Genomic DNA, 19,612 nt, shown 5'->3' with positions numbered 1-19,612 from the left:
CTTGTCAGGCCACGCCGAGGATCGACGACAGGTGGGCGTTGAGGAACTTGCCCTGCGGGTCCAGTTCGCGGCGCACCTCGGTGAACTCCCTCCAGCGCGGGTACAGCGGTTGCAGGGTGCGCGCGTTGAGGGTGTGCAGCTTGCCCCAGTGCGGGCGCCCGGCGTACTTCCAGAAGATCGGTTCGACGGCGGCGAAGAAGTTGTGGTGGTCCATGCTGTAGTGCTGGTGCACCGAGATCGAGCAGCTGTCGCGGCCCTCGAACATGCTCAGGGGGATGTCGTCGGCCTTCACGTAGCGGTACTCGATGGGGAACCAGGTGCGCAGGTCCTTGTCGTTGATCAGCGCGAGAATCTCGCGCAGGCAGGCCGGGCCGTGTTCGGCCGGGACCGAATATTCCATCTCGTTGAAGCGCACGTTACGCACGTTGGCGAATATCTCGTAGGAGTCGCCGACACGGTCATCGAAGCTGGCGACGTGGCGCAGGCTGTTGAGCAGAAAGCGCCGCGCGGCGGGGAAGTCGCTGCCGTACTTGTCCAGGCCCTCGATGAGGCTGACGAACTGGTTGCCGCCCTCCTCGGCCGGGTCCAGCGGTGGCGTGGCCGGGTCCTGGGTTTCGTTCAGGGCGATGGACAGCGCGTAGTCGGAGTGGGTCATGACCTGCATTTCCCAGTGCTGGTTCTCGCGGGTGTTCTTCTCCACGTCCTCTAGCAACTCTTCGGTGCGGGCGACCCACTGCCGCTCGTGCAGGCGAAACGCCGCGCGGTTCTGCAGGCGTACGCGGGTGGCGACACCGAAGGCGCCCAGCGACACCCGCGCGGCGTTGAACACCTCGGGATGGCGCTGGGCGTCGCAATCCAGCACCTCGCCGCTGGCGGTCACCAGCTGCAGGCCGACCACGCGGGAGGAATAGGAGCCGAAGCCCACGCCCGTGCCATGGGTCGAGGTGGAGATCGCCCCGGCCAGGGTCTGGTAGTCGATGTCGGACATGTTCGGCAGCGCCTGGCCGATGTCCTTCAGCGCGGCGCCCATCAGCGACATCGGCGTGCCGGCGGCGAATTCCGCCTGCAGCGTGGCGGCGTCATGGCCGAGCAGGCCGTTGAAGTACGCCAGCGAGACCAGCGTGCCATCGGTGGGCACCAGCGCGCTGAAGGAGTGCGCCGAGCCCACCGGGCGAACCTTGCCTTCGGCCCGGCGGATGACCTGCACCAGTTCGTCCAGGCGCTGCGGCGCCAGGCGCGCGGCCGGCAGGCAGCTTTGCCCGCCGGACCAGTTGCGCCAGGGAATCAGCCGGGGCGTGCGGCCCAGCTCGGCCCCCAGCGCCGTGCGCGACAGGGCGGCGAATGCACCGGCCACGGCGGCACGGTGCAGGAGTTGGCGGCGGGTGAGATGGATTGGCATCGGCGTTACCCCGCTTACCGGATCGACTGGCCGGACATGAAGGCAATCAGCGCGAGGAACTCATCCTCCGAACACTGCATGCACATCCCCATTGGCGGCATCCCCTTGAAGCCGTTGATGCTGTGGTCCAGCAGGCTGTCGGCGCCCTGGGCGACGCGCGGTTGCCAGGCCTTCACGTCGCCGGCCTGCGGTGCGCCGGAGGCCGGGTTGGCATGGCACAGCTTGCAGCTGCTGTCGTAGATCTTCGCCAGGGCGGGGTCGCTGGGCGCGAGGGCGGCGGCGTTGCGCGGCGGCGGCGCGGCATCCTCGCCACAGCCACCGAGCAGGCTGGCCAGGGCGAGCAGGGCCAGCGGCCACAAGGCGATTGCGGGTTTGTGCATGGGCTCCCCTTTTCTTGCCGCGCGGCGACGGCGCGGAGTCTTGTTGTCACGGGTAGCCAGCAGATTACGTCGGACGCCGCGCCCGCCTGAGGGCATTACCGGCCAACAAGGGGGCTTTGAGCGGCCAAGGTGGCCGTTGCGGTCCTCTGTCGGTTTCAGGACGCGAAGGGTCGTTCGAGTGCTATCCCTAATCGGTGGGGGTGGCAATCTTTCCTTCTGTCGAGGACCAGGCGCGTGCAGATGCCTGGCCGGACGGCAACAATAAGAACGATGGCGCTCCGAACAGCCACGCCAGCCGTGACGTGGCCGGGACGCCGCCGCCGAAGGATTCCGGGACGCCGCCCAGGGTGGCGCCCGCGATGTCGAGGTGCGCTGCATGCCTGATGATTCGCTTCACCTGCCCCTGATCCACGATATCCTGGAACGTCTCAAGGCCACGCCCGGCGCCCTGCTGCCGGTGCTGCACGCCATCCAGGAGGGCGTCGGCTACATCCCCGACGACGCCCTCCCGGACATCGCCCATGCCCTGAACCTCAGCGTCGCCGAGGTGCGCGGGGTGATCAGCTTCTACCACGACTTCCGCACCGCGCCCCCGGCCCGCCATACGCTGCGCCTGTGCCGCGCCGAGTCGTGCCAGAGCCGTGGCGCCGAGGCCCTGGCCGCGCAACTGCGCGAACAACTGGGCCTGGACGACCACGGCACCAGCGCCGACGGCCGCATCACCCTGCGCCCGGTGTACTGCCTGGGCGCCTGTGCCTGCTCGCCGGCGCTGGAACTGGACGGCCGCGTGCACGCCCGCCTCACTGCCGACCGCCTGCGCCAACTGGTGAACGCTTGCCAGGAGGACGCCGCATGCTGAAGCTGTTCATCCCCTGCGACTCGGTCACCTGCGCGGTGGGCGCCGACGAGGTGACCGACGCCCTGGTGGCGGAAGCCGAACGCCGCCAGCTGCCCATGGAAATCCGCCGCACCAGTTCCCGTGGCCTGTATTGGCTGGAGCCGCTGCTGGAGCTGGACAGCGACGCCGGCCGGCTCGGCTTCGGCCCGCTGACGGTCGATGAGGTGCCGTCCCTGCTGGACGCCCTTGCCGGCGCCCCCGCCAGCCATCCGCTGGCCCTGGGACCGGTGGAAGACATCCCTTACCTGAAGACCCAGCAGCGCCTGCTGTTCGCCCGCGCCGGCATCACCCGGCCACTGTCGCTGGACGACTACCGCGCCCACGGCGGCTTCGAAGGCCTCGCCCGCGCCCTCGGCCTGGACGGCGCCGAGGTCGTTGCCGCGGTGCTCGACTCCGGCCTGCGCGGCCGCGGCGGCGCGGCCTTCCCCGCTGGCATCAAGTGGCGCACGGTGCGTGACGCCCGGGCGGCGCAGAAATACGTGGTGTGCAATGCCGACGAAGGCGATTCCGGCACCTTCGCCGACCGCATGCTGATGGAGGGCGACCCCTTCCTGCTGATCGAAGGCATGGCCATCGCCGGCCTCGCCGTCGGCGCCACCCAGGGCTACGTCTATGTGCGCTCGGAGTACCCCGACGCCATTGCCGTGCTCAACCAGGCGCTGAAGATCGCCCGCGACGCCGGCTACCTCGGTGAAGACCTCTGCGGCAGCGGCCGCACCTTCGAGCTGGAGGTCCGGGTCGGCGCGGGTGCCTACATCTGCGGCGAGGAAACCGCCCTGCTGGATTCGCTGGAGGGCAAGCGCGGCGTGGTCCGCGCCAAGCCGCCATTGCCGGCGCTGCAAGGCCTGTTCGGCCAGCCGACGCTGGTGCACAACGTACTCACCCTGGCGTCGGTGCCGGTCATCCTGGCCAAGGGCGCGCCGTTCTATCGCGACTTCGGCATGGGCCGCTCGCTGGGCACCATGCCCTTCCAGCTGGCCGGCAACGTTCGCCATGGCGGGCTGGTGGAACGCGCCTTCGGCCTGACCCTGCGCGAGCTGGTGGAAGGCTACGGCGGCGGCACCGCCAGCGGCCGCCCGCTCAAGGCCGCACAGGTCGGCGGCCCGCTGGGCGCCTGGGTGCCGCCGTCGCAATTCGACACCCCGCTGGACTACGAAGCCTTCGCCGCCGTCGGCGCCATGCTCGGCCACGGCGGCGTGGTGGTCGCCGACGACAGCCTGGACATGGCACGCATGGCGCGTTTCGCCCTGCAGTTCTGCGCCGAGGAATCCTGTGGCAAGTGCACGCCCTGCCGCATCGGCTCGACCCGCGGCGTGGAGGTGGTGGACCGGCTGATCGCCGCCACCGATATCGGCGCCCGCGAAGAACAGGCGCGGCTGCTGACAGACCTTTGCGACACGATGCAATACGGCTCGCTCTGCGCCCTCGGCGGCATGACCGCCTTCCCCGTGGCCAGCGCCCTCAAGCACTTCCCCGCCGACTTCGGTCTGGCGACTTCGGAGGCCGACCAGTGATCAACTATTTCGATCCCTCCACGTCCGCTGGCAACACCAGCAACCTCGACTTCGGCACGCCGGAACGCGACAGCGACGTGCAGGTCAGTCTGAGCATCGACGGCCGCACCATCAGCGTGCCCGCCGGTACCTCGGTGATGCGCGCCGCCGCGATGCTCGGCACCACCATTCCCAAACTCTGCGCCACCGACAGCCTGGAGGCCTTCGGCTCGTGCCGCATGTGCCTGGTGGAAATCGACGGCATGCGCGGCTACCCGGCCTCCTGCACCACGCCGGTCAGCGAAGGCATGGTGGTGCGCACGCAGACCTCGAAGCTGGCGGACCTGCGCCGCAACGTCATGGAGCTGTACATCTCCGACCACCCGCTGGACTGCCTGACCTGCTCGGCCAACGGCAATTGCGAGCTGCAGACGGTCGCCGGCCAGGTCGGCCTGCGCGAGGTGCGCTACGGCTATGACGGCGCCAACCACCTGAGCGATGCGAAGGACGTCTCCAACCCCTACTTCGACTACGACCCGAGCAAGTGCATCGTCTGCAACCGCTGCGTGCGCGCCTGCGAAGAAACCCAGGGCACCTTCGCCCTGACCATCGCCGGACGCGGCTTCGAGTCCCGCGTGGCGGCCGCCGGCGGCGACAACTTCCTCGACTCCGAATGCGTCTCCTGCGGCGCCTGCGTGCAGGCCTGCCCCACCGCCACGCTGATGGAAAAGAGCGTGGTCGAGATCGGCCAGCCGGAGCGCGCCGTCATCACCACCTGCGCCTACTGCGGCGTGGGCTGCTCCTTCCGTGCGGAGATGAAGGGCAACCAGCTGGTGCGCATGGTCCCGGACAAGAACGGCCAGGCCAACCACGGCCACTCCTGCGTCAAGGGCCGCTTCGCCTGGGGTTATGCGACCCACCCGGACCGCATCACCACGCCGATGATCCGCAAGCACATCAGCGACCCCTGGCAGGAGGTCAGCTGGGACGAGGCCGTCTCCTACGCCGCCAGCGAATTCCGCCGCATCCAGCTCCAGTACGGGCGCGACTCCATCGGCGGCATCACCTCCAGCCGCTGCACCAACGAGGAAACCTACCTGGTGCAGAAACTGGTGCGCGCGGCGTTCGGCAACAACAACGTCGATACGTGCGCGCGGGTCTGCCACTCGCCCACCGGCTATGGCCTGAAGCAGACCCTGGGCGAATCCGCCGGCACCCAGAGCTTCGACTCGGTGATGCAGTCCGACGTGGTGCTGGTGATCGGCGCCAACCCCACCGACGCGCACCCGGTGTTCGGCTCGCAGCTCAAGCGCCGCCTGCGCCAGGGCGCGCAGCTGATCGTCATCGACCCGCGGCGCATCGACCTGGTCGATTCGCCCCACGCCCGCGCCGAGCTGTACCTGCAACTGCGCCCCGGCACCAACGTCGCCATGCTCAATGCGCTGGCCCACGTCATCGTCACCGAAGGCCTGGTCAAGCAGGACTTTGTCGACGCCCGCTGCGAAGCGGCCGACTTCGCCCGCTGGCGCGACTTCGTCAGCCTGCCGGAGAACGCTCCGGAAGTGCTCGGCCCGGTGTGCGGCGTACCCGCCGAGGAGATCCGCGCCGCCGCGCGCCTCTATGCCACCGGCGGCAACGCGGCGATCTACTACGGCCTGGGTGTGACCGAACACAGCCAGGGCAGCACCGCCGTGATGGGTATCGCCAACCTCGCCATGGCCACCGGCAACGTCGGCCGCGAAGGTGTCGGGGTGAACCCGCTGCGCGGGCAGAACAACGTGCAGGGCTCCTGCGACATGGGCTCCTTCCCCCATGAACTGCCCGGCTACCGGCACATCTCCAACGAGGCCGTGCGCCACCAGTTCGAACAGGCCTGGGGCGTGACCCTGCAGCCCGACCCCGGCCTGCGCATCCCCAACATGTTCGAAGCGGCGCTGGGCGGCAGCTTCAAGGCGCTGTACTGCCAGGGCGAGGACATCGCCCAGAGCGACCCCAACACCCAGCACGTCACCGCCGCCCTGTCCGCCATGGAATGCGTGGTGGTGCAGGACATCTTCCTCAACGAAACCGCCAAGTTCGCCCACGTGTTCCTGCCGGGCAGCTCCTTCCTCGAGAAGGACGGCACCTTCACCAACGCCGAGCGGCGCATCTCCCGCGTGCGCAAGGTGATGGAGCCCCTGGGCGGCAAGGCCGACTGGGAGGCCACCGTGGCCCTGGCCAATGCCCTGGGCTACCCGATGAACTACAGCCATCCGTCGCAGATCATGGACGAGATCGCCCGCCTCACGCCGAGCTTCGCCCGCGTCAGCTACGCCGAGCTGGACCGCCACGGCAGCCTGCAATGGCCGTGCAACGATGCCGCGCCCGACGGCACGCCGACCATGCACATCGAGCAGTTCGTGCGCGGCAAGGGGCGCTTCATGCTCACCGGCTACGTGCCCACCGAGGAGAAGGTCAACGCGCGCTATCCGCTGCTGCTCACCACCGGGCGCATCCTCAGCCAGTACAACGTCGGCGCGCAGACCCGGCGCACCGACAACGTCGCCTGGCACGAAGAAGACCGCCTGGAAATCCATCCCAGCGACGCCGAAAGCCGTGGCATCGGCGACGGCGACTGGGTCGGCATCGGCAGCCGCGCCGGGCAGACGGTGCTGCGCGCCAAGGTCAGCGAGCGCGTGGCGCCGGGGGTGGTCTACACGACCTTCCACTTCCCCGAATCGGGTGCCAACGTGATCACCACCGACAATTCCGACTGGGCCACCAACTGCCCGGAATACAAGGTCACCGCGGTGGAAGTGGTGCGCGTGTTCCAGCCGTCGGAATGGCAGAAGCGCTACCAGGCATTCAGCGACGAACAACGGCGCCTGCTCAAGGAACGCCGCCACGAAGAGAAAGCCGAGGTCCGTCGATGAGCACCGAGAACCTGATCAAGATGGCCAACCAGATCGGCCAGTACTTCTCCACCGAATCGGACCACGCCCTCGCGGTCCACGGCGTGCAGCAGCACCTGCAGAACTTCTGGACCCCGGCCATGCGCCGCGAGCTGAAGGCCTGGCTCGACGAACATCCGGACGGCGAATTGCACGTGCTGGTGCGGGCGGCGCTCACCGAGGCGGTGGCCCAGCCCTAGCGGACCACACCGCTCCCTGCCCGCACGCCGGGCCGGGAGCGGCGGTCTCAGGCGTGCTTGCCCGATGCCGTGTCAGCCGGCACGGCGTACTGCGGCTTGAGCTTGCCGTTCCCGTCGAGCAGCCACGCGTCCATGATCTCGCGCACCACCGGGCCTGCGACGCGGCCGCCGGCCTCGCCGTTCTCGATGGTCACCGAAACCACGATGCAGGGTTCGGCCGCCGGGGCGAAGCCGACGAACAGGGCGTTGTCGCGGTGGCGCTCCTTGGTCTTCAGGCGGTCGTAGCGCTCGCCCTGGCGGATGCCGACGATCTGCGCGGTGCCGCTCTTGCCGGCGATGCGGTACTGCGCGCCCTGCCCCGCGGCCCGCGCGCCGCCGCCCGGATCGTGCATGACCAGTTGCATGCCGTAGTTCACCGCATCCCAGTCGCGGGGGTTGCTCAGGCGGATGTCGGGCATCGGGTGGCTATCGACGACGTCCGCGCCGCCCACCGATTCCGCCAGGCGCGGGCGGTGCCAGGCGCCCTTGCTGGCGATCAGCGAAGTGGCTTCGGCGAGCTGCAGCGGCGTCACCTGCATGTAGCCCTGGCCGATACCGAGGATCACCGTCTCGCCGGGGAACCAGGCCTGGCGCCGGGTGGCGCGCTTCCATTCGCGCGAGGGCATCAGCCCGGGGGCTTCCTCGGCCATGTCGATGGAGACCTTGCTGCCCAGCCCGAAGCGCGTCAGGTAGTCGTGCATGCGGTCGATGCCGAGCTTGTGCGCGACGTCGTAGAAGTAGGTGTCGTTGGAGCGCTTGATGGCCGTGTCCAGGTCCACCCAGCCGTCGCCGCTGTGGTTCCAGTTGCGGTACTTGTGGTCGTAGTTGGGCAGCTCGAAATAGCCCGGATCGAAGACCCGCGTGGACGGCGTGATGGTGCCGGTATCCAGCCCGGCGATGGCCACCACCGGCTTGATGGTCGAGCCCGGCGAATACAACCCGCGCAGCGCCCGGTTGAACAGCGGCCGGTCGATGGAGTCGCGCAGCTGCGCGTACTGCGCCGAGCTGATGCCGTTGACGAACAGGTTCGGGTCGAAGCTCGGGTTGCTGACCATCGCCAGCACCTGGCCGCTGTTCGGATCCAGCGCCACCACGGAGCCGCGGCGATCGCCCAGGGCCTTCTCGGCGGCGATCTGCAGGTCCACGTCCAGGCCCAGCACGATGTTCTCGCCGGCCACCGGCGGTACCTTCTTCAGCACGCGCATGACGCGGCCCTGGGCGTTGGTTTCGACTTCCTCGTAGCCCACGTGGCCGTGCAGTTGCGGCTCGTAGAAGTGTTCGATGCCGGTCTTGCCGACGTACTCGGTGCCGCGGTACTCGGTGCTGTCCAGGCGCGCGGCCTCGCGCTCGTTGATCCGCCCGACGAAGCCGACCGAATGGGCGAAGTGCTCGCCGTAGGGGTAGTGGCGGACGAACTCGGCGTCCACGTCGATCCCCGGCAGCTTGAAGCGGTTGACCTCGATGAGGGCGATCTGCTCCTCGCTCAGGTCATGCAGCAGGGTGACCGGCTCGAAGGGATGGCGGCTTTTCTTCAGGGCCTTGTCGCACTGCAGGCGCTGCTCGGGGCTGAGGTGGAGGATCTCCGTGACCTGGTCGAGCACCGCCTGGGAATTGCCGGTGCGCTCACGGGTCAGGGTGAGGTTGAAGCTCGGCAGGTTCTCGGCGAGCACCTTGCCGTTGCGGTCGAAGATCAGCCCGCGTTCCGGGGGGATCGGCAGCACGTGGATGCGGTTGTTCTCGGAGACGGTGGCGTTGGTCGCGTAGTCGGTGACCTGGAGGAAGTACATCCTCGCCACCAGGGTCACGCTCATCAGGGCCACCAGCGCGCCGCAGGCGATCAGGCGGCGGTTGACCAGCGTCGACTCCTGCTGGTGGTCCTTGAGTTTGATCGGATCGTGCATCGGGATTCCAGAAGGTCCCCATCGCCCCTGCGGAAAGCGTGTTGCCCTGCCGTGCAGGGGAGCTTTCCGGACGATGCGGCCTGTTTGCAGCAGACGGAAAAAGAGGCCGGCGCGGCGCCCGGTGACAGGCGGATCAGCGTCAGCTGGCATACCGGCGCGGCATGGTACCAGACTCGCCGGCCGGATTCTGACCGGTAGTCGTGGCGGGGCCTTGGCTGCAGAGCCGATTCCGCCCTCGATGGGTGCGCAGAACGGTGGAAGCCTCGCGGACAAAGTCCGCTCCTACAGTGATACTCCAGCGCTCGGCCCTGCCCTCACCCTAACCCTCTCCCTCAGGGAGAGGGTTAGGGTGAGGGCAAAAGCTGGCACGAAGTGAACCGGCGCAAAGACACCTACTCCTACAATTCCCGCGTGGTGATTTGCCCTCACCCATCACACCACCGCCCCTTCCGCCGGCTGCTCCAGCACCGCCACCACCACGGCGCTGCCGACGATCAGCAGGATGCCCAGCAGCGACAGCACGCCGAGCACCTCGCCCCAGATCACGTAGCCGAACAGGCTCGCCCAGATGATGCTGGTGTAGGTGTATGGCGCCAGCGTGGCGGCATGGGCGCGGCGCACGGCGATGGTGAACAGCAGCTGGCCGAGGGTCGCGAGCAGCCCGACGGCCAGCATGAAGCCGAGGTCCGGCAGGCTCGGCGTCTGCCAGGAGAACGGCAGCGTGGCGCCGGTGACCAGGGTGCCGACCACGGTGAAGTACAGCACCGTGGTGGTGGAATCGTCGGTCTCGCGGATGCGGCGGATCTGGATCATCGACAGCGCGCCGAAGAACGCGCTGGCCAGCAGCAGCGCGGGACCGACCAGGCTGGCGTCGGGACTGTCCGGCTTGACCACCATCAGCACGCCGACGAACCCCAGCACGGCCGCCAGCGCGTTGCGCGGCAGCAGGCGTTCGCCCAGCAGCAACGGCGCCAGCACGATCACCAGCAGGGCCTCGGAATAGGCGATGGAGATCGCCTCGCTGAGCGCCACGTAGGGCAGCCCGGCGAAGAACAGCGCCGAGGCACCCAGCAGCGTTAGCGCGCGGATGCTCTGGCCACGCACGTCCAGCTGCCGCCAGCGCTGCGCCAGGGGGCGACCGCGCAGGCAGAGGAGAAACGCCGGCAGCACGCCGAAGGCCATGCGGAAGAAGGTCACCTCGTTGGCGGGGTACTTCAGCGCCACCACCTTGGCCAGCGCATCCACCACGGCGAAGCAGAACATCGACAGCAGCATCAGCCCGACGCTGCGCATGGCATGGCTGCGGGGGGCGGCAAGAGTCAGCTGGGGCATGTGTGATGTCCTGTTTCGGTCGTGGTTGGGCGCTCAGCGCGCACGGAAGCGGCGGGCGAGGAACGGCGTCACCGGCACGCAGGTGTCGGTGCCGCTGGCCTGCTCGGCGAGCAGGCGGCCGGTGATGGCGGCGAGGGTCAGGCCCACGTGGCCGTGGCCGAAGTTGTAGAACACCTGCGGCAGGCGCCGGGACGGGCCGAGCACCGGCATGCTGTCCGGCACCGAGGAGCGGAAGCCCATCCACGGCGAGACCGGCTCGTGCTGCAGGCGCAGGAATCGCCGTGCGCCACGGGCCAGGTAGCGGTAGCGCGCCGGGCTCGGCAATGCGTCCAGCCCGGCGAACTCCACCGTGCCGGCCACGCGCAGGCCCTGCGCCATGGGCGTCATGTAGAAGCCGCCGGCGCCCCAGCACACCGGGCGGTTGAGCACCTGCCCGGCGTGACCGAAAAGCACGTGGTAGCCGCGCTCGGTGTCCTGCGGCACGGCATCGCCCAACTGGTCCACGAGGGCGCGCGACCAGGCGCCGGTGCACAGCGCCACGCGGTCGGCGGCCAGCGTCTCGCCGCTTGCCAGTTGCGCGCTGACCGCATCCCTGCCCTGCCCGGCCGGTTCCAGGCCCAGCAGTTCGCTGCGGCGAAACTCGCCGCCCACGGCGAGGAAGCGCTCGAACAGGCGCAGGCTCAGCGCATACGGGTCGAGCGTGCGGCTGACCCCGGGCAGCTCCACGGCGCAGCTGGCGCGCGCGTTGAGCGCCGGTTCCAGCGCGCGCAGCTCGGCACCTCCGACGAAACGGATCGGCACTTCGAAACGCCGGTGATAATCCACCATGGCCTGGGCGTCGCCGCGCTCGTGTTGCTCGAAAATGTACAGCGAGCCGTCATGGCGGATCAGGTCGTTGGCGCCGGCCGCGTCGAACAGCCCCTGCCAGGCGTCCATGCAGGGGCGCAGCAAGGTGTTGAGGTGATGGCCGATGGCGTCGACGCGGTCCCGCCGCGAGGCCAGGAGGAACCGCCACAGCCAGGGCGCGATGCGCGGCAGGTAGCGCGGGCGGATCGCCAGCGGGCTGTCCGGGCGCAGCAGCATGCCCGGCGCCTTGCGCCAGATGCCGGGGGTCGCCACCGGCTCCACCGAGTAGGTGGCGAAGGTGCAGGCATTGCCGAACGACGTGGCCAGGCCCGGCGGGTTGCGGTCCAGCAGGGTCACGCGGAAGTCGTGGCGTTGCAGTTGCAGCGCGGTGGCCAGGCCGACCACGCCGGCACCCACCACCAGCGCGTGGCGGCGCGAATCCGTAGGCTGGCTCATTGGCGTTTCGCTACCCGCGGCCGCAGATGGGCGCCCATGGGCAGTCCGGAGGCGGCGATCCCGCCGCAGCGATTGTTCATGACCCGATACTCCTTCACACTCCATGCGCCGGGCGTATCCTGGGAATCGCCCCGTCGGCGCGTCATACCCGCAATCTTCGGGCTGTTGCGCAGGGCGCGCCAACGCTCATTTTTCATCCTTGCATTCGCAAAACGCATAGATCACGAACGGGGTCGTCATGGACAAACTGCTGCGTGTTCCCTCCCTGCAGGCGCTGCAAGCGCTGGTGCAGGTTGCCAACGCGGGCAGCTTCACCGCCGCCGCGCAGCAGTTGCACCTGACCCAGAGCGCCATCAGCCGGCAAATCCAGCAACTGGAGGAGTACTACCGCGTGGCGCTGTTCGACCGCACCAGCCGCAAGGTGGCGCTGACCGATGCCGGCCGCGAGGTGTACGCGGTGGCGGACGGGATGCTCCAGCAGCTGCTGCGCCTGGAGGAGCGCCTGGCCCCGGCGTCGGCGGATCGGCCGTTCCGCATCCGCATCTTCGTCTCGATGGCGGTGCGCTGGCTGCTGCCGCGCCTGAGTTCGTTCTACTCGCGGCACCCGGAGCTGTGCCTGTCCATCGAGACGGTGGGCGGCGACGTGGTGGACGATGGCGGCGACTGCGACGCCTACGTGCTCTACCTGCCCAGCGGCAGCGACCCACAGGGCCGCGCCCTGACGCCGCTGTACGACGAGTACCTGATCCCGGTGTGCGCCCCGCGCCTGGAAGACGGCCAGGCGCCGCCACGCTCCCTGGAGGAACTCGCCCGCCACGCGCTGATCCACGCTTCCACCGGCCGCCTGGAATGGCCGCAGTGGCTGCGCGCCCAGGCCGCCCCGCCGCCGACGCAGTTCAAGCACATGCTGTTCAACCTCGACGACCTCGCCCTGGACGCCGCCGCCCGCGGCCTGGGCGTGGCGATGACCGACCGCATGCTGGCCCACGACGCCCTGCAACGCGGCGACCTCATCGTGCCCTTTGGCGAGGCACTGAAAACCGGAGGCCGCTATGCCCTCTGGCTGCGGGACAGCGGCGCCGCCCACCCGGCCTGCCAGGCGGTGCTCGACTGGTTCGAGGAGCAGCGCACGCAGCTCGAAGGCTGAGCCAGGTCAGCGCAGCTGCGCCGGGATCTCGCTGGCCAGCCCTTCCACCGCGCGCCAGGCGGCGTCTCGCGCACGGGCCAGCACCGCCTGCTTCCAGGCGTCCGTATCGACGTAGAAGGCATCGCGCAGCTGCTGCTTGATCCGCCGCACCGTGGCCGCCGGCACATCCGCCGTGCGCTGCAGCCATTGGTCCGCGCGCAGGGCTTCGAGGACCTGCGGGCCGGGCACGGTGCCGAACTCCAGGCTCATGGAGATCAGCAGCGCCTGCGGGCATTCGTCGAACGCCGCATGCACCAGCTTGCCGCTGAGCTTCACCGACACGCTGTTGCCCTCCTCCGTGGAACGCACCTCATCGCCCCACCAGGCGCGGGCACGGCGCAGCGCGTGCGGACGCGGGTCACCCGAGTAGATGTACTCGCCATAACCGCACGGGCCGAGGCCGGTGTGCACGTCGATCCAGGCGATTTCGCGGCATTGCCGGCCATGCTGGCGCAGCACCTCGCGCACGGTGCGGTTGCTCCAGGTTGGCTGCGTGCCGCAGAAGAACAGGCCGTCGGGATGGCTGGCCTGGCCGGAGGAGATCGCCTGCTGCAACGCCCAGCGGCCATGGCGCGCCGCATAGGCCAACAGGCGCAGGCGGCCCAGCGGACTGGGCCAGCGCCGCGGCGCCAGCACCCCGTGCAGGCGTGCGTAGCCCGGGTTCGCCGGCGCGGCCTGGGTGAAGTCGCGGAAGTTGCGGTTGAGGTCCACGTTCTCCTGGGTCCAGCGCCGCCACCAGGAGAAGCCGTAAGGGTTGGCGGCGTGCAGGTAGAGCACCGCGCAGCCGTTGCGCCGAGCGTGCTCGCGCCAGTGGGCATCGGCTAGCAAGGCGCTCTGCACGGCCGACCCGCAGAAACCTTCCACACCGTGGCAAGCGCTGCTGACGATCAGCAGGCGCTGCGCGTCCGGCGGGCCTTCGCGGACGACATCGAGCGCCAGCGTCTCGCCGTCGCGGCCGGTCAGCGGGTGGACGTGGGATTCCACCCGCAGGCCGGCGCTCGCGCAGGTGTCGAGGAACAGGCGGCGCGCCTGGGCGTAGCTCTGGGAAAAGTACGACGATGCATGCATGGCGACTCCGGCCGCTTCCTGGGTCATGGGCGGCCGGCAGGATGCATCAACGCGGCGCCGCGCAGTAATGCTCTCTGCCTATGAGCATCGACGCAGGTTATGCCCGTGCGCCGTGCTCGTCGCAGGCGCGGATCACTCGGCCATGTTCAGTTCCGGCAGCGGCACCTGGAACATCCGCGTCGCGCTGAGCAGGCAGACGAAGCCCAGGCACATCCAGCCGAAGCCGATCAGGAAGGACATCCCCGACAGGCTCGACCACAGCCAGATGGTGCTGAGGAAGCCCACCGCCGGCAGCGCGCCGTAGCGCAGGTAGTTGCCCTTGCCGGTGAGGCGCAGGTCCACCAGGTAATGCTTGACCACCGCCAGGTTCACCGCGGAGAAGGCGAACAGCGCGCCGAAGCTGATCATGTTGGCGACGGTGTCCAGGGTGACGAACAGGGCGATCAGCGACAGCAGGCTGATCAGCAGGATCGCCGTGGCCGGCACGCGCTTCTTCGTCACCAGCTTGCCGAACACCCGGGGAATCGCCCCATCGCGGCCCATGGCGAACAGCACGCGGGACACGCTGGCCTGCGACACCATCGCCGAGGCGAAGCAGCCGGCCACGTAGGTGGCGGTGAAGAAAGTCACCAGCCACTCGCCGCCTATCCGGCGCAGCACGTCCAGCGCCGCGGAATCGGCATCGGAGAGGGCCTGCCATTCGGGGAACACCAGCTGGCCGAAGTAGGCCACGACGATGAACAGCACCCCGCCGATCAGGGTCACCAGCATGATCGCCGCGGGAATCTGCCGGCGCGGCTCCGGGGTCTCCTCGGCCATGGTCGACACGGCGTCGAAACCGAGGAAGGACAGGCACAGCACCGCCGCGCCGGACATCACCAGCGGCAGGCTGAAGTGCTCGTCATAGAACGGCTGGACCAGCGGCGCCGGCGCAGGCTGGGTACCCAGGTGGCTCAGCGACAGGGCGATGAACACCACCACGAAGACCATCTGCGCGACGATCAGCACCCAGTTGACCCGCGTGATGGATTCGATGCCGACCAGGTTGAGCAGCGTCACCAGCACGATGGAGCCGAGGATCCACACCGACAACGGCACGGACGGGAAGTAGTCGGCCATGTAGATACCGATCAGCAGGTAGCTCAGGAGCGGCAGGAAGATGTAGTCCAGCAGCAGCGTCCAGCCGGCGAGGAAGCCGAATGCCGCGCCGAAGGTCTTGCGCGTGTAGCTGTAGACCGACCCGGAATACGGGTGCGCCTGCACCATGCGCCCGTAGCTGTAGGCGGTCAGCAGCATGGCGGCGAGGGTGAACAGGTAGGCCGCCGGCAGGTGGCCCTGGCTCATGCGGGTGACCAGGCCGTAGGTGGTGAAGACCGCCAGCGGCACCATGTAGGCCAGGCCGAACAGCACCAGCGCCGGGATGCCCAGCGACTTGCGGAAGGACCGCGAGGACGAGCCGTGGGGCTGATGGGCAGGCAAGGAGGTATCGGTAGCACTTGTTGTTTTTTTCATGGCTGACTCATGGGCTGCGAGCGCCGGGCGCTCGTTGGACAGGAACGGCGTGACGCCGATCGAGGCTTCCTGCGCAGCGGTGGGTGCCCGGCGATGGCTGGGCGTCGGGCAGCCGCTGCGCAAGGGATTCAGCGTGGGTCGTTCGCGGCGAGCGGGCAGGCTCGGCGGGGCAGCATCACCGGCTGGCGTTGCGCCGACGGCGCGTTCTTGCGCGCGGCGGATTCCGGCGCGGCGTCGGGCGTTTCGCCGATGACGATCGACGCGGCACGACACCGCCGCCACGGGTTGAATGCTTGCACCTGGGCACTCCTGCTGGCCGTCTCGAAGGACCTTTTGTTCGAATCGGGCCGCATGGTGCTTCAGCGCGTCGCCGAGGAAAATTAGTAAAAATATCTTCGTGGCCAATGAAAAAAATGGCCGTGCTGAGCCCAGCCCGGCCTGCCCCGCGCGCCAGTCCGATTTCCGCGGCAAGCACGCCGGGCTGGTGTACCATGCCGCGCCGAAACCTTCGGCGAACCCTTGCCCTGGCTGCCTATGTCCTCCAACGCGCTGTACACCGACCTGTCCTCTTACTACGACCTGATGTGCGCCGATATCGACTACCCGGCGCAGAGCCACTGCGTGGGCCGCCTGCACCAGTTGTTCGGCAACCAGGGCCGCCGGCATCTGGACCTGGCCTGCGGGACCGGGCCACACGTGCGCCACTTCCTCGACGCGGGCTACCGGAGCGCCGGCCTGGACATCAACCAGCCGATGCTCGACATCGCCCGGCAGCGCTGCCCGCAGGCGCACTTCAGCCGGCAGGACATGGCGAGCTTCCAGGTCGGCGAGCCGCTGGACCTGATCACCTGCTTCCTCTACTCGATCCACTACAACCCCGGCGTGGAGCAACTGCAGGCGTGCCTGGCGAGCGTGCACGCTGCCCTGGCGCAGGGCGGCGTGTTCTGCTTCAACAGCGTCGATAAGGCGCTGATCGACAATCGCTCCTTCGTGCGCCACGGCGTGGAACACGACGGCAGCCAGTTCACCTTCGGCTCGGGCTGGTACTACAGCGGCGAGGGCGAGCGCCAGGCGCTGCGCCTGAGCATCGAGAAGACCACGGCCGGAGAAACCCAGGCCTGGGAAGACGAACACCCCATGGTCGCGCTGACCTTCGCCGAGCTGCGGCAACTGCTGGAGCCGCTCTTCGAGGTGCACGCCTTCGAGCACGACTACGAGCGCATCACGCCCTGGGCCGGCACCTCGGGCAATGCGCTGTTCGTCTGCGTGAAGCGCTGAGGAACCGCCCCGCTCTATCCCTCACCTGATCCTGCCCTGCGGGATGAAGTTGCCAGTGAGGTGGCCGCCCACGGTGTTCTTGGGCTTGTACTGGGCGTCGTGCTTGAGGCGTTCTTCCACGCTGGCGTCGATGGACTCCTGGCCGAAGGCGGTTTCGCCGATCTCCCGGTAGTACGGCTGGGTGAACTGGCTGTAGGCGCCGCCGAGGAATGCCTTGTAGGAGTTGGTGATCGGCTGCGCCGTGGTGGGCAGGCTCGGCGTCTTGCGGGTATCCACCGCCAGGCCGCACTCGATGGCCTTGTTGATCATCCACACCAGGGCGATATCCGACAGGCTGTTGTCGGCATAGCCGCCGCCGACATTCGCGTGGGCGCCGGCGAACCAGACCTGCTCCACCCGCTGGTTCGGCTTGCTCCTGGGGTCCCACAGCGTGCACTGGTAGTTCTTGCGCCACTCGTCGATGGGCAGCGCATGGAAGGCGTTGTGGACGATGGAGCTGAGTTCGGTGTCGTGGAATTCGTAGTAGGACTTGTTGAACCAGTCGAACGATTCCAGCGGCACGCCCAGGGCACCCACCGTGTCCCAGATGCCCAGCATGTGGATGGAGATGACGCGGGAAAAGCTCTCCCGGAACAGCTTGGCGCGCTCGGAATCGGCGCCCTCGTCGCGGGTGCGGTAGAGGTTGTAGGCCTCGTTCGCCAGGTCGATGTGCTCGGGCTTGAGCAGCCCTGCGTTGCGGATCAGCCCCACCAGGCTGCGCGCCGTGTAGGCCCCACGGCTGAAGCCGAACAGGTAGACCTCGTCGCCGGCCTCGTAGGTCGTGACCAGCTGTCGATAGCCATCGAGGATGTTCTCCGACAGCCCGACGCCGAACGCACCGCCGGCCAGCCGGTCGTACCACGCCGTGCCGACACCCTTGTCGTACCACTTGTCCTGGGTCGTACCGTTGCTGTCGGTGGGAAGAATGGCGGCATGCAGCTTCCACACGTTGGTGCTTTTACTGCCCTTGACCTCGGACTTCGCGTCCGGCGTGTTCCAGGTCCCGTCAAAGGAGATGATGATTTTCTTCGGCATGCCGGTTCTCCAACGTCAGAGGTGACTGCTCGGGATGACGAGTGGAGTGGGCTTTCGCAAGAATGCACGGCGAGGGAATCTTCATTCTGGCCAAAGGTTCGGATTCCCTTCGCCGCTGAGCGGACTTCCGTTGCCTGGCGCACGCGCCAGTGGCGTCCTCGACTGGAAACTGTAGTCGTCACCAGGCCGGGTTGCATCGACAGGCGCGATGCGCAGCCGCTGGAATGGCGTCACGCGGGGTGCACGCGGTGCTGTCGTGCGCACGGCCCGCCTGCATCGGGCAGGTGCAGGCGGGCCGCCGGACCGCTGTTGGTCAGCCGCTAGAACAGCGTCCAGGTGTAATTGAATACCAGCCGGTTCTCGTCGACGTCGGTGCGGTAGTTCGAACGCGCCATGGCATTGCGCACGCGCACGTTGAGCCCCGCCAGCGGCCCGCTCTGCACGGTGTAGCCGAGGTCGATGTCGCGCTCGCGATCCCGGCCTACGTAGCCCTTGCCGGTATCGACGTTGTCGCCGTCGATGTAGCGCAGGGTGCTGACCAGCCCGGGCAGGCCGAGGGCGGCGAAGTCGTAGTCGTAGCGCACCTGCCAGGAACGCTCGTCGGTGGAGGCGAACTCGTAGGTCGGCACCTCGTTGCCCAGCGGCGCGATGTTGGCGAAGACCCGCGGGAAGGCGCTATCGCCGTACATGCCCTGGTAGCCGAGGAACACGGTATGGCCGCCGTGCTTGGCGAATAACAGCGAGAAGAACGCGCGGTTATCGATGTTGCCCAGCAGGTGCGCGCCGCTTTCGCTGGCATCGTAGAAGCCGAGGTTGGCGCCCAGCACCCATTCGCCGCCGACCGGCTGGCTGTGCTTCAGGCCGAGGAAGCGCTGCTGGTAGATGTCTTCGAGTTGGCCGTACCAGGCACTGACACGGGTCCTGCCGGCGTTGAAGTCGTAGTCGCCGCCGGCGTAGTTGAAGGCATCGCTCTGCGCCTGCCGCTGCGGCTGGTAGCTGAGCATGGCGATCATCTTCTCGTCGCCGCTTTCGTTGCGCAGGTGCGTCGAGGTCAGGTGGCCGGCCTGCAGCGTCAGGCCGTCGATCTCGCGGGAGGTCAGCGCGGTGCCCTGGAAGCTCGGCGGCAGCAGGCGGATGTCGCTGAAAGCGAGCACCGGCAGATTGGGTTGCAGCTCGCCGAACTTCAGCTCGGTGTTCGACAGCCGCGCCTTGGCGGCCAGGCCCAGGCGGCTGTAGTTGCCGGGTGCGCGGCCATCGTCGCCCACCGGCAGCAGGCCGGTGTTGGTGCGATCCGGGCTGCTGTCGAGCTTCAGGCCGAGCAGGCCGATGGCGTCGACGCCGAAGCCGACCGGCCCCGGCGTATAGCCCGAGGCAAAATTGAGAATGAAGCCCTGGGCCCACTCCTCGGCTTTGGATTGCCTGTTCGGCCCGACGATGTCCGAGTAGTCGCGGCTGAAGTAGTAGTTGCGGGCCTGCAGCGTGGCGCTGGAGTCGTCGAGGAAACCGGCGGCGGCAGTGCCGCCGCTCAGCAGGCCACAGGCGAGCGCCAGCCCGCCCGGCAGAGCGAAAGTCAGGGCATTTGTCATTGTTGTACCCAGGGTGGTTCGCGGAAATGTCCGT

Annotated in this window: 16 protein-coding genes; 6 read left to right on the top strand and 10 right to left on the bottom strand. The window is 68.4% G+C overall.

The features are described 5' to 3' along the window. Window positions 1–4: 4 nt before the first annotated feature. Together ACNFIA_RS08865 and ACNFIA_RS08860 are read right to left on the bottom strand one after the other, a co-directional pair. On the bottom strand, window positions 5–1,399 hold the full coding sequence (locus tag ACNFIA_RS08865; protein WP_416784150.1) for a D-arabinono-1,4-lactone oxidase: 1,395 nt from the start codon (window positions 1,397–1,399) through the stop codon (window positions 5–7). Between the two features lie 14 nt (window positions 1,400–1,413). Next, window positions 1,414–1,779: a c-type cytochrome gene (locus ACNFIA_RS08860; protein ID WP_416784148.1), complete on the bottom strand. Its 366-nt coding sequence runs from the start codon at window positions 1,777–1,779 to the stop codon at window positions 1,414–1,416. Between the two features lie 376 nt (window positions 1,780–2,155). Between ACNFIA_RS08860 and ACNFIA_RS08855 the strand changes: the two genes are divergently transcribed. The 4 genes from ACNFIA_RS08855 to ACNFIA_RS08840 are packed head-to-tail and all read left to right on the top strand — an operon-like array spanning window position 2,156 to window position 7,300. Further along, complete coding sequence (locus ACNFIA_RS08855) at window positions 2,156–2,638, top strand: formate dehydrogenase subunit gamma (RefSeq protein WP_416784146.1); 483 nt, start codon at window positions 2,156–2,158, stop codon at window positions 2,636–2,638. Further along, entirely contained in the window at window positions 2,632–4,191 is a 1,560-nt protein-coding gene (locus ACNFIA_RS08850) for a formate dehydrogenase beta subunit (protein ID WP_416784144.1), read from the top strand. Before ACNFIA_RS08855 ends, ACNFIA_RS08850 begins: the two co-directional genes overlap by 7 nt. Continuing rightward, complete coding sequence (gene fdhF, locus ACNFIA_RS08845; protein WP_416784142.1) at window positions 4,188–7,082, top strand: formate dehydrogenase subunit alpha; 2,895 nt, start codon at window positions 4,188–4,190, stop codon at window positions 7,080–7,082. The genes ACNFIA_RS08850 and fdhF overlap by 4 nt, the downstream gene beginning before the upstream one ends. Then, window positions 7,079–7,300: a formate dehydrogenase subunit delta gene (locus ACNFIA_RS08840; RefSeq protein WP_416784140.1), complete on the top strand. Its 222-nt coding sequence runs from the start codon at window positions 7,079–7,081 to the stop codon at window positions 7,298–7,300. Before fdhF ends, ACNFIA_RS08840 begins: the two co-directional genes overlap by 4 nt. Window positions 7,301–7,347: 47 nt before the next feature. On the opposite strand, the gene mrdA is transcribed toward ACNFIA_RS08840, so the two are convergent. The 3 genes from mrdA to ACNFIA_RS08825 all read right to left on the bottom strand — a co-directional run bounded on the left by mrdA (window position 7,348) and on the right by ACNFIA_RS08825 (window position 11,874). Further along, window positions 7,348–9,240, bottom strand: a complete 1,893-nt coding sequence (gene mrdA, locus ACNFIA_RS08835) for a penicillin-binding protein 2 (protein ID WP_416784138.1) — start codon at window positions 9,238–9,240, stop codon at window positions 7,348–7,350. Window positions 9,241–9,672: 432 nt separating this feature from the next. Beyond that, window positions 9,673–10,572 (bottom strand): DMT family transporter, encoded by a 900-nt coding sequence (locus tag ACNFIA_RS08830; RefSeq protein ID WP_416784136.1) that lies wholly within the window; start codon window positions 10,570–10,572, stop codon window positions 9,673–9,675. Window positions 10,573–10,605: 33 nt separating this feature from the next. Then, complete coding sequence (locus ACNFIA_RS08825) at window positions 10,606–11,874, bottom strand: NAD(P)/FAD-dependent oxidoreductase (protein ID WP_416784134.1); 1,269 nt, start codon at window positions 11,872–11,874, stop codon at window positions 10,606–10,608. A 238-nt stretch (window positions 11,875–12,112) separates the two neighbouring features. On the opposite strand from ACNFIA_RS08825, the gene ACNFIA_RS08820 reads away from it, so the two are divergent. Beyond that, window positions 12,113–13,021, top strand: coding sequence for a LysR substrate-binding domain-containing protein (locus ACNFIA_RS08820; RefSeq protein ID WP_416784132.1), 909 nt, complete (start codon window positions 12,113–12,115; stop codon window positions 13,019–13,021). Window positions 13,022–13,027: 6 nt separating this feature from the next. On the opposite strand, the gene ACNFIA_RS08815 is transcribed toward ACNFIA_RS08820, so the two are convergent. The 3 genes from ACNFIA_RS08815 to ACNFIA_RS08805 all read right to left on the bottom strand — a co-directional run bounded on the left by ACNFIA_RS08815 (window position 13,028) and on the right by ACNFIA_RS08805 (window position 15,939). Beyond that, entirely contained in the window at window positions 13,028–14,128 is a 1,101-nt protein-coding gene (locus ACNFIA_RS08815) for a M14 family metallopeptidase (protein ID WP_416784130.1), read from the bottom strand. Between the two features lie 132 nt (window positions 14,129–14,260). Continuing rightward, window positions 14,261–15,640, bottom strand: a complete 1,380-nt coding sequence (locus ACNFIA_RS08810; protein WP_416784128.1) for an APC family permease — start codon at window positions 15,638–15,640, stop codon at window positions 14,261–14,263. Window positions 15,641–15,768: 128 nt separating this feature from the next. Beyond that, a complete protein-coding gene (locus ACNFIA_RS08805) occupies window positions 15,769–15,939 on the bottom strand; it encodes a hypothetical protein (protein WP_416784126.1) in 171 nt (56 codons plus the stop codon). 235 nt (window positions 15,940–16,174) lie between these two features. Between ACNFIA_RS08805 and ACNFIA_RS08800 the strand changes: the two genes are divergently transcribed. Further along, complete coding sequence (locus ACNFIA_RS08800) at window positions 16,175–16,918, top strand: class I SAM-dependent DNA methyltransferase (RefSeq protein ID WP_416784615.1); 744 nt, start codon at window positions 16,175–16,177, stop codon at window positions 16,916–16,918. 21 nt (window positions 16,919–16,939) lie between these two features. Here the strand turns inward: ACNFIA_RS08800 and ACNFIA_RS08795 are convergent, their stop codons facing one another. Beyond that, the gene (locus tag ACNFIA_RS08795) at window positions 16,940–17,992 is read right to left on the bottom strand and encodes a DUF2235 domain-containing protein (RefSeq protein WP_416784124.1); all 1,053 of its coding nucleotides are present in this window, start codon (window positions 17,990–17,992) and stop codon (window positions 16,940–16,942) included. A gap of 320 nt (window positions 17,993–18,312) precedes the next feature. After that, a complete protein-coding gene (locus tag ACNFIA_RS08790) occupies window positions 18,313–19,578 on the bottom strand; it encodes an OprD family porin (RefSeq protein WP_416784122.1) in 1,266 nt (421 codons plus the stop codon). Window positions 19,579–19,612: the final 34 nt, after the last annotated feature.

The sequence above is a fragment of the Pseudomonas sp. NY15437 genome, from assembly GCF_048068435.1.
Taxonomy (GTDB): domain Bacteria; phylum Pseudomonadota; class Gammaproteobacteria; order Pseudomonadales; family Pseudomonadaceae; genus Pseudomonas; species Pseudomonas nitroreducens_B.
This window is presented reverse-complemented; position numbering and strand designations above follow the sequence as displayed.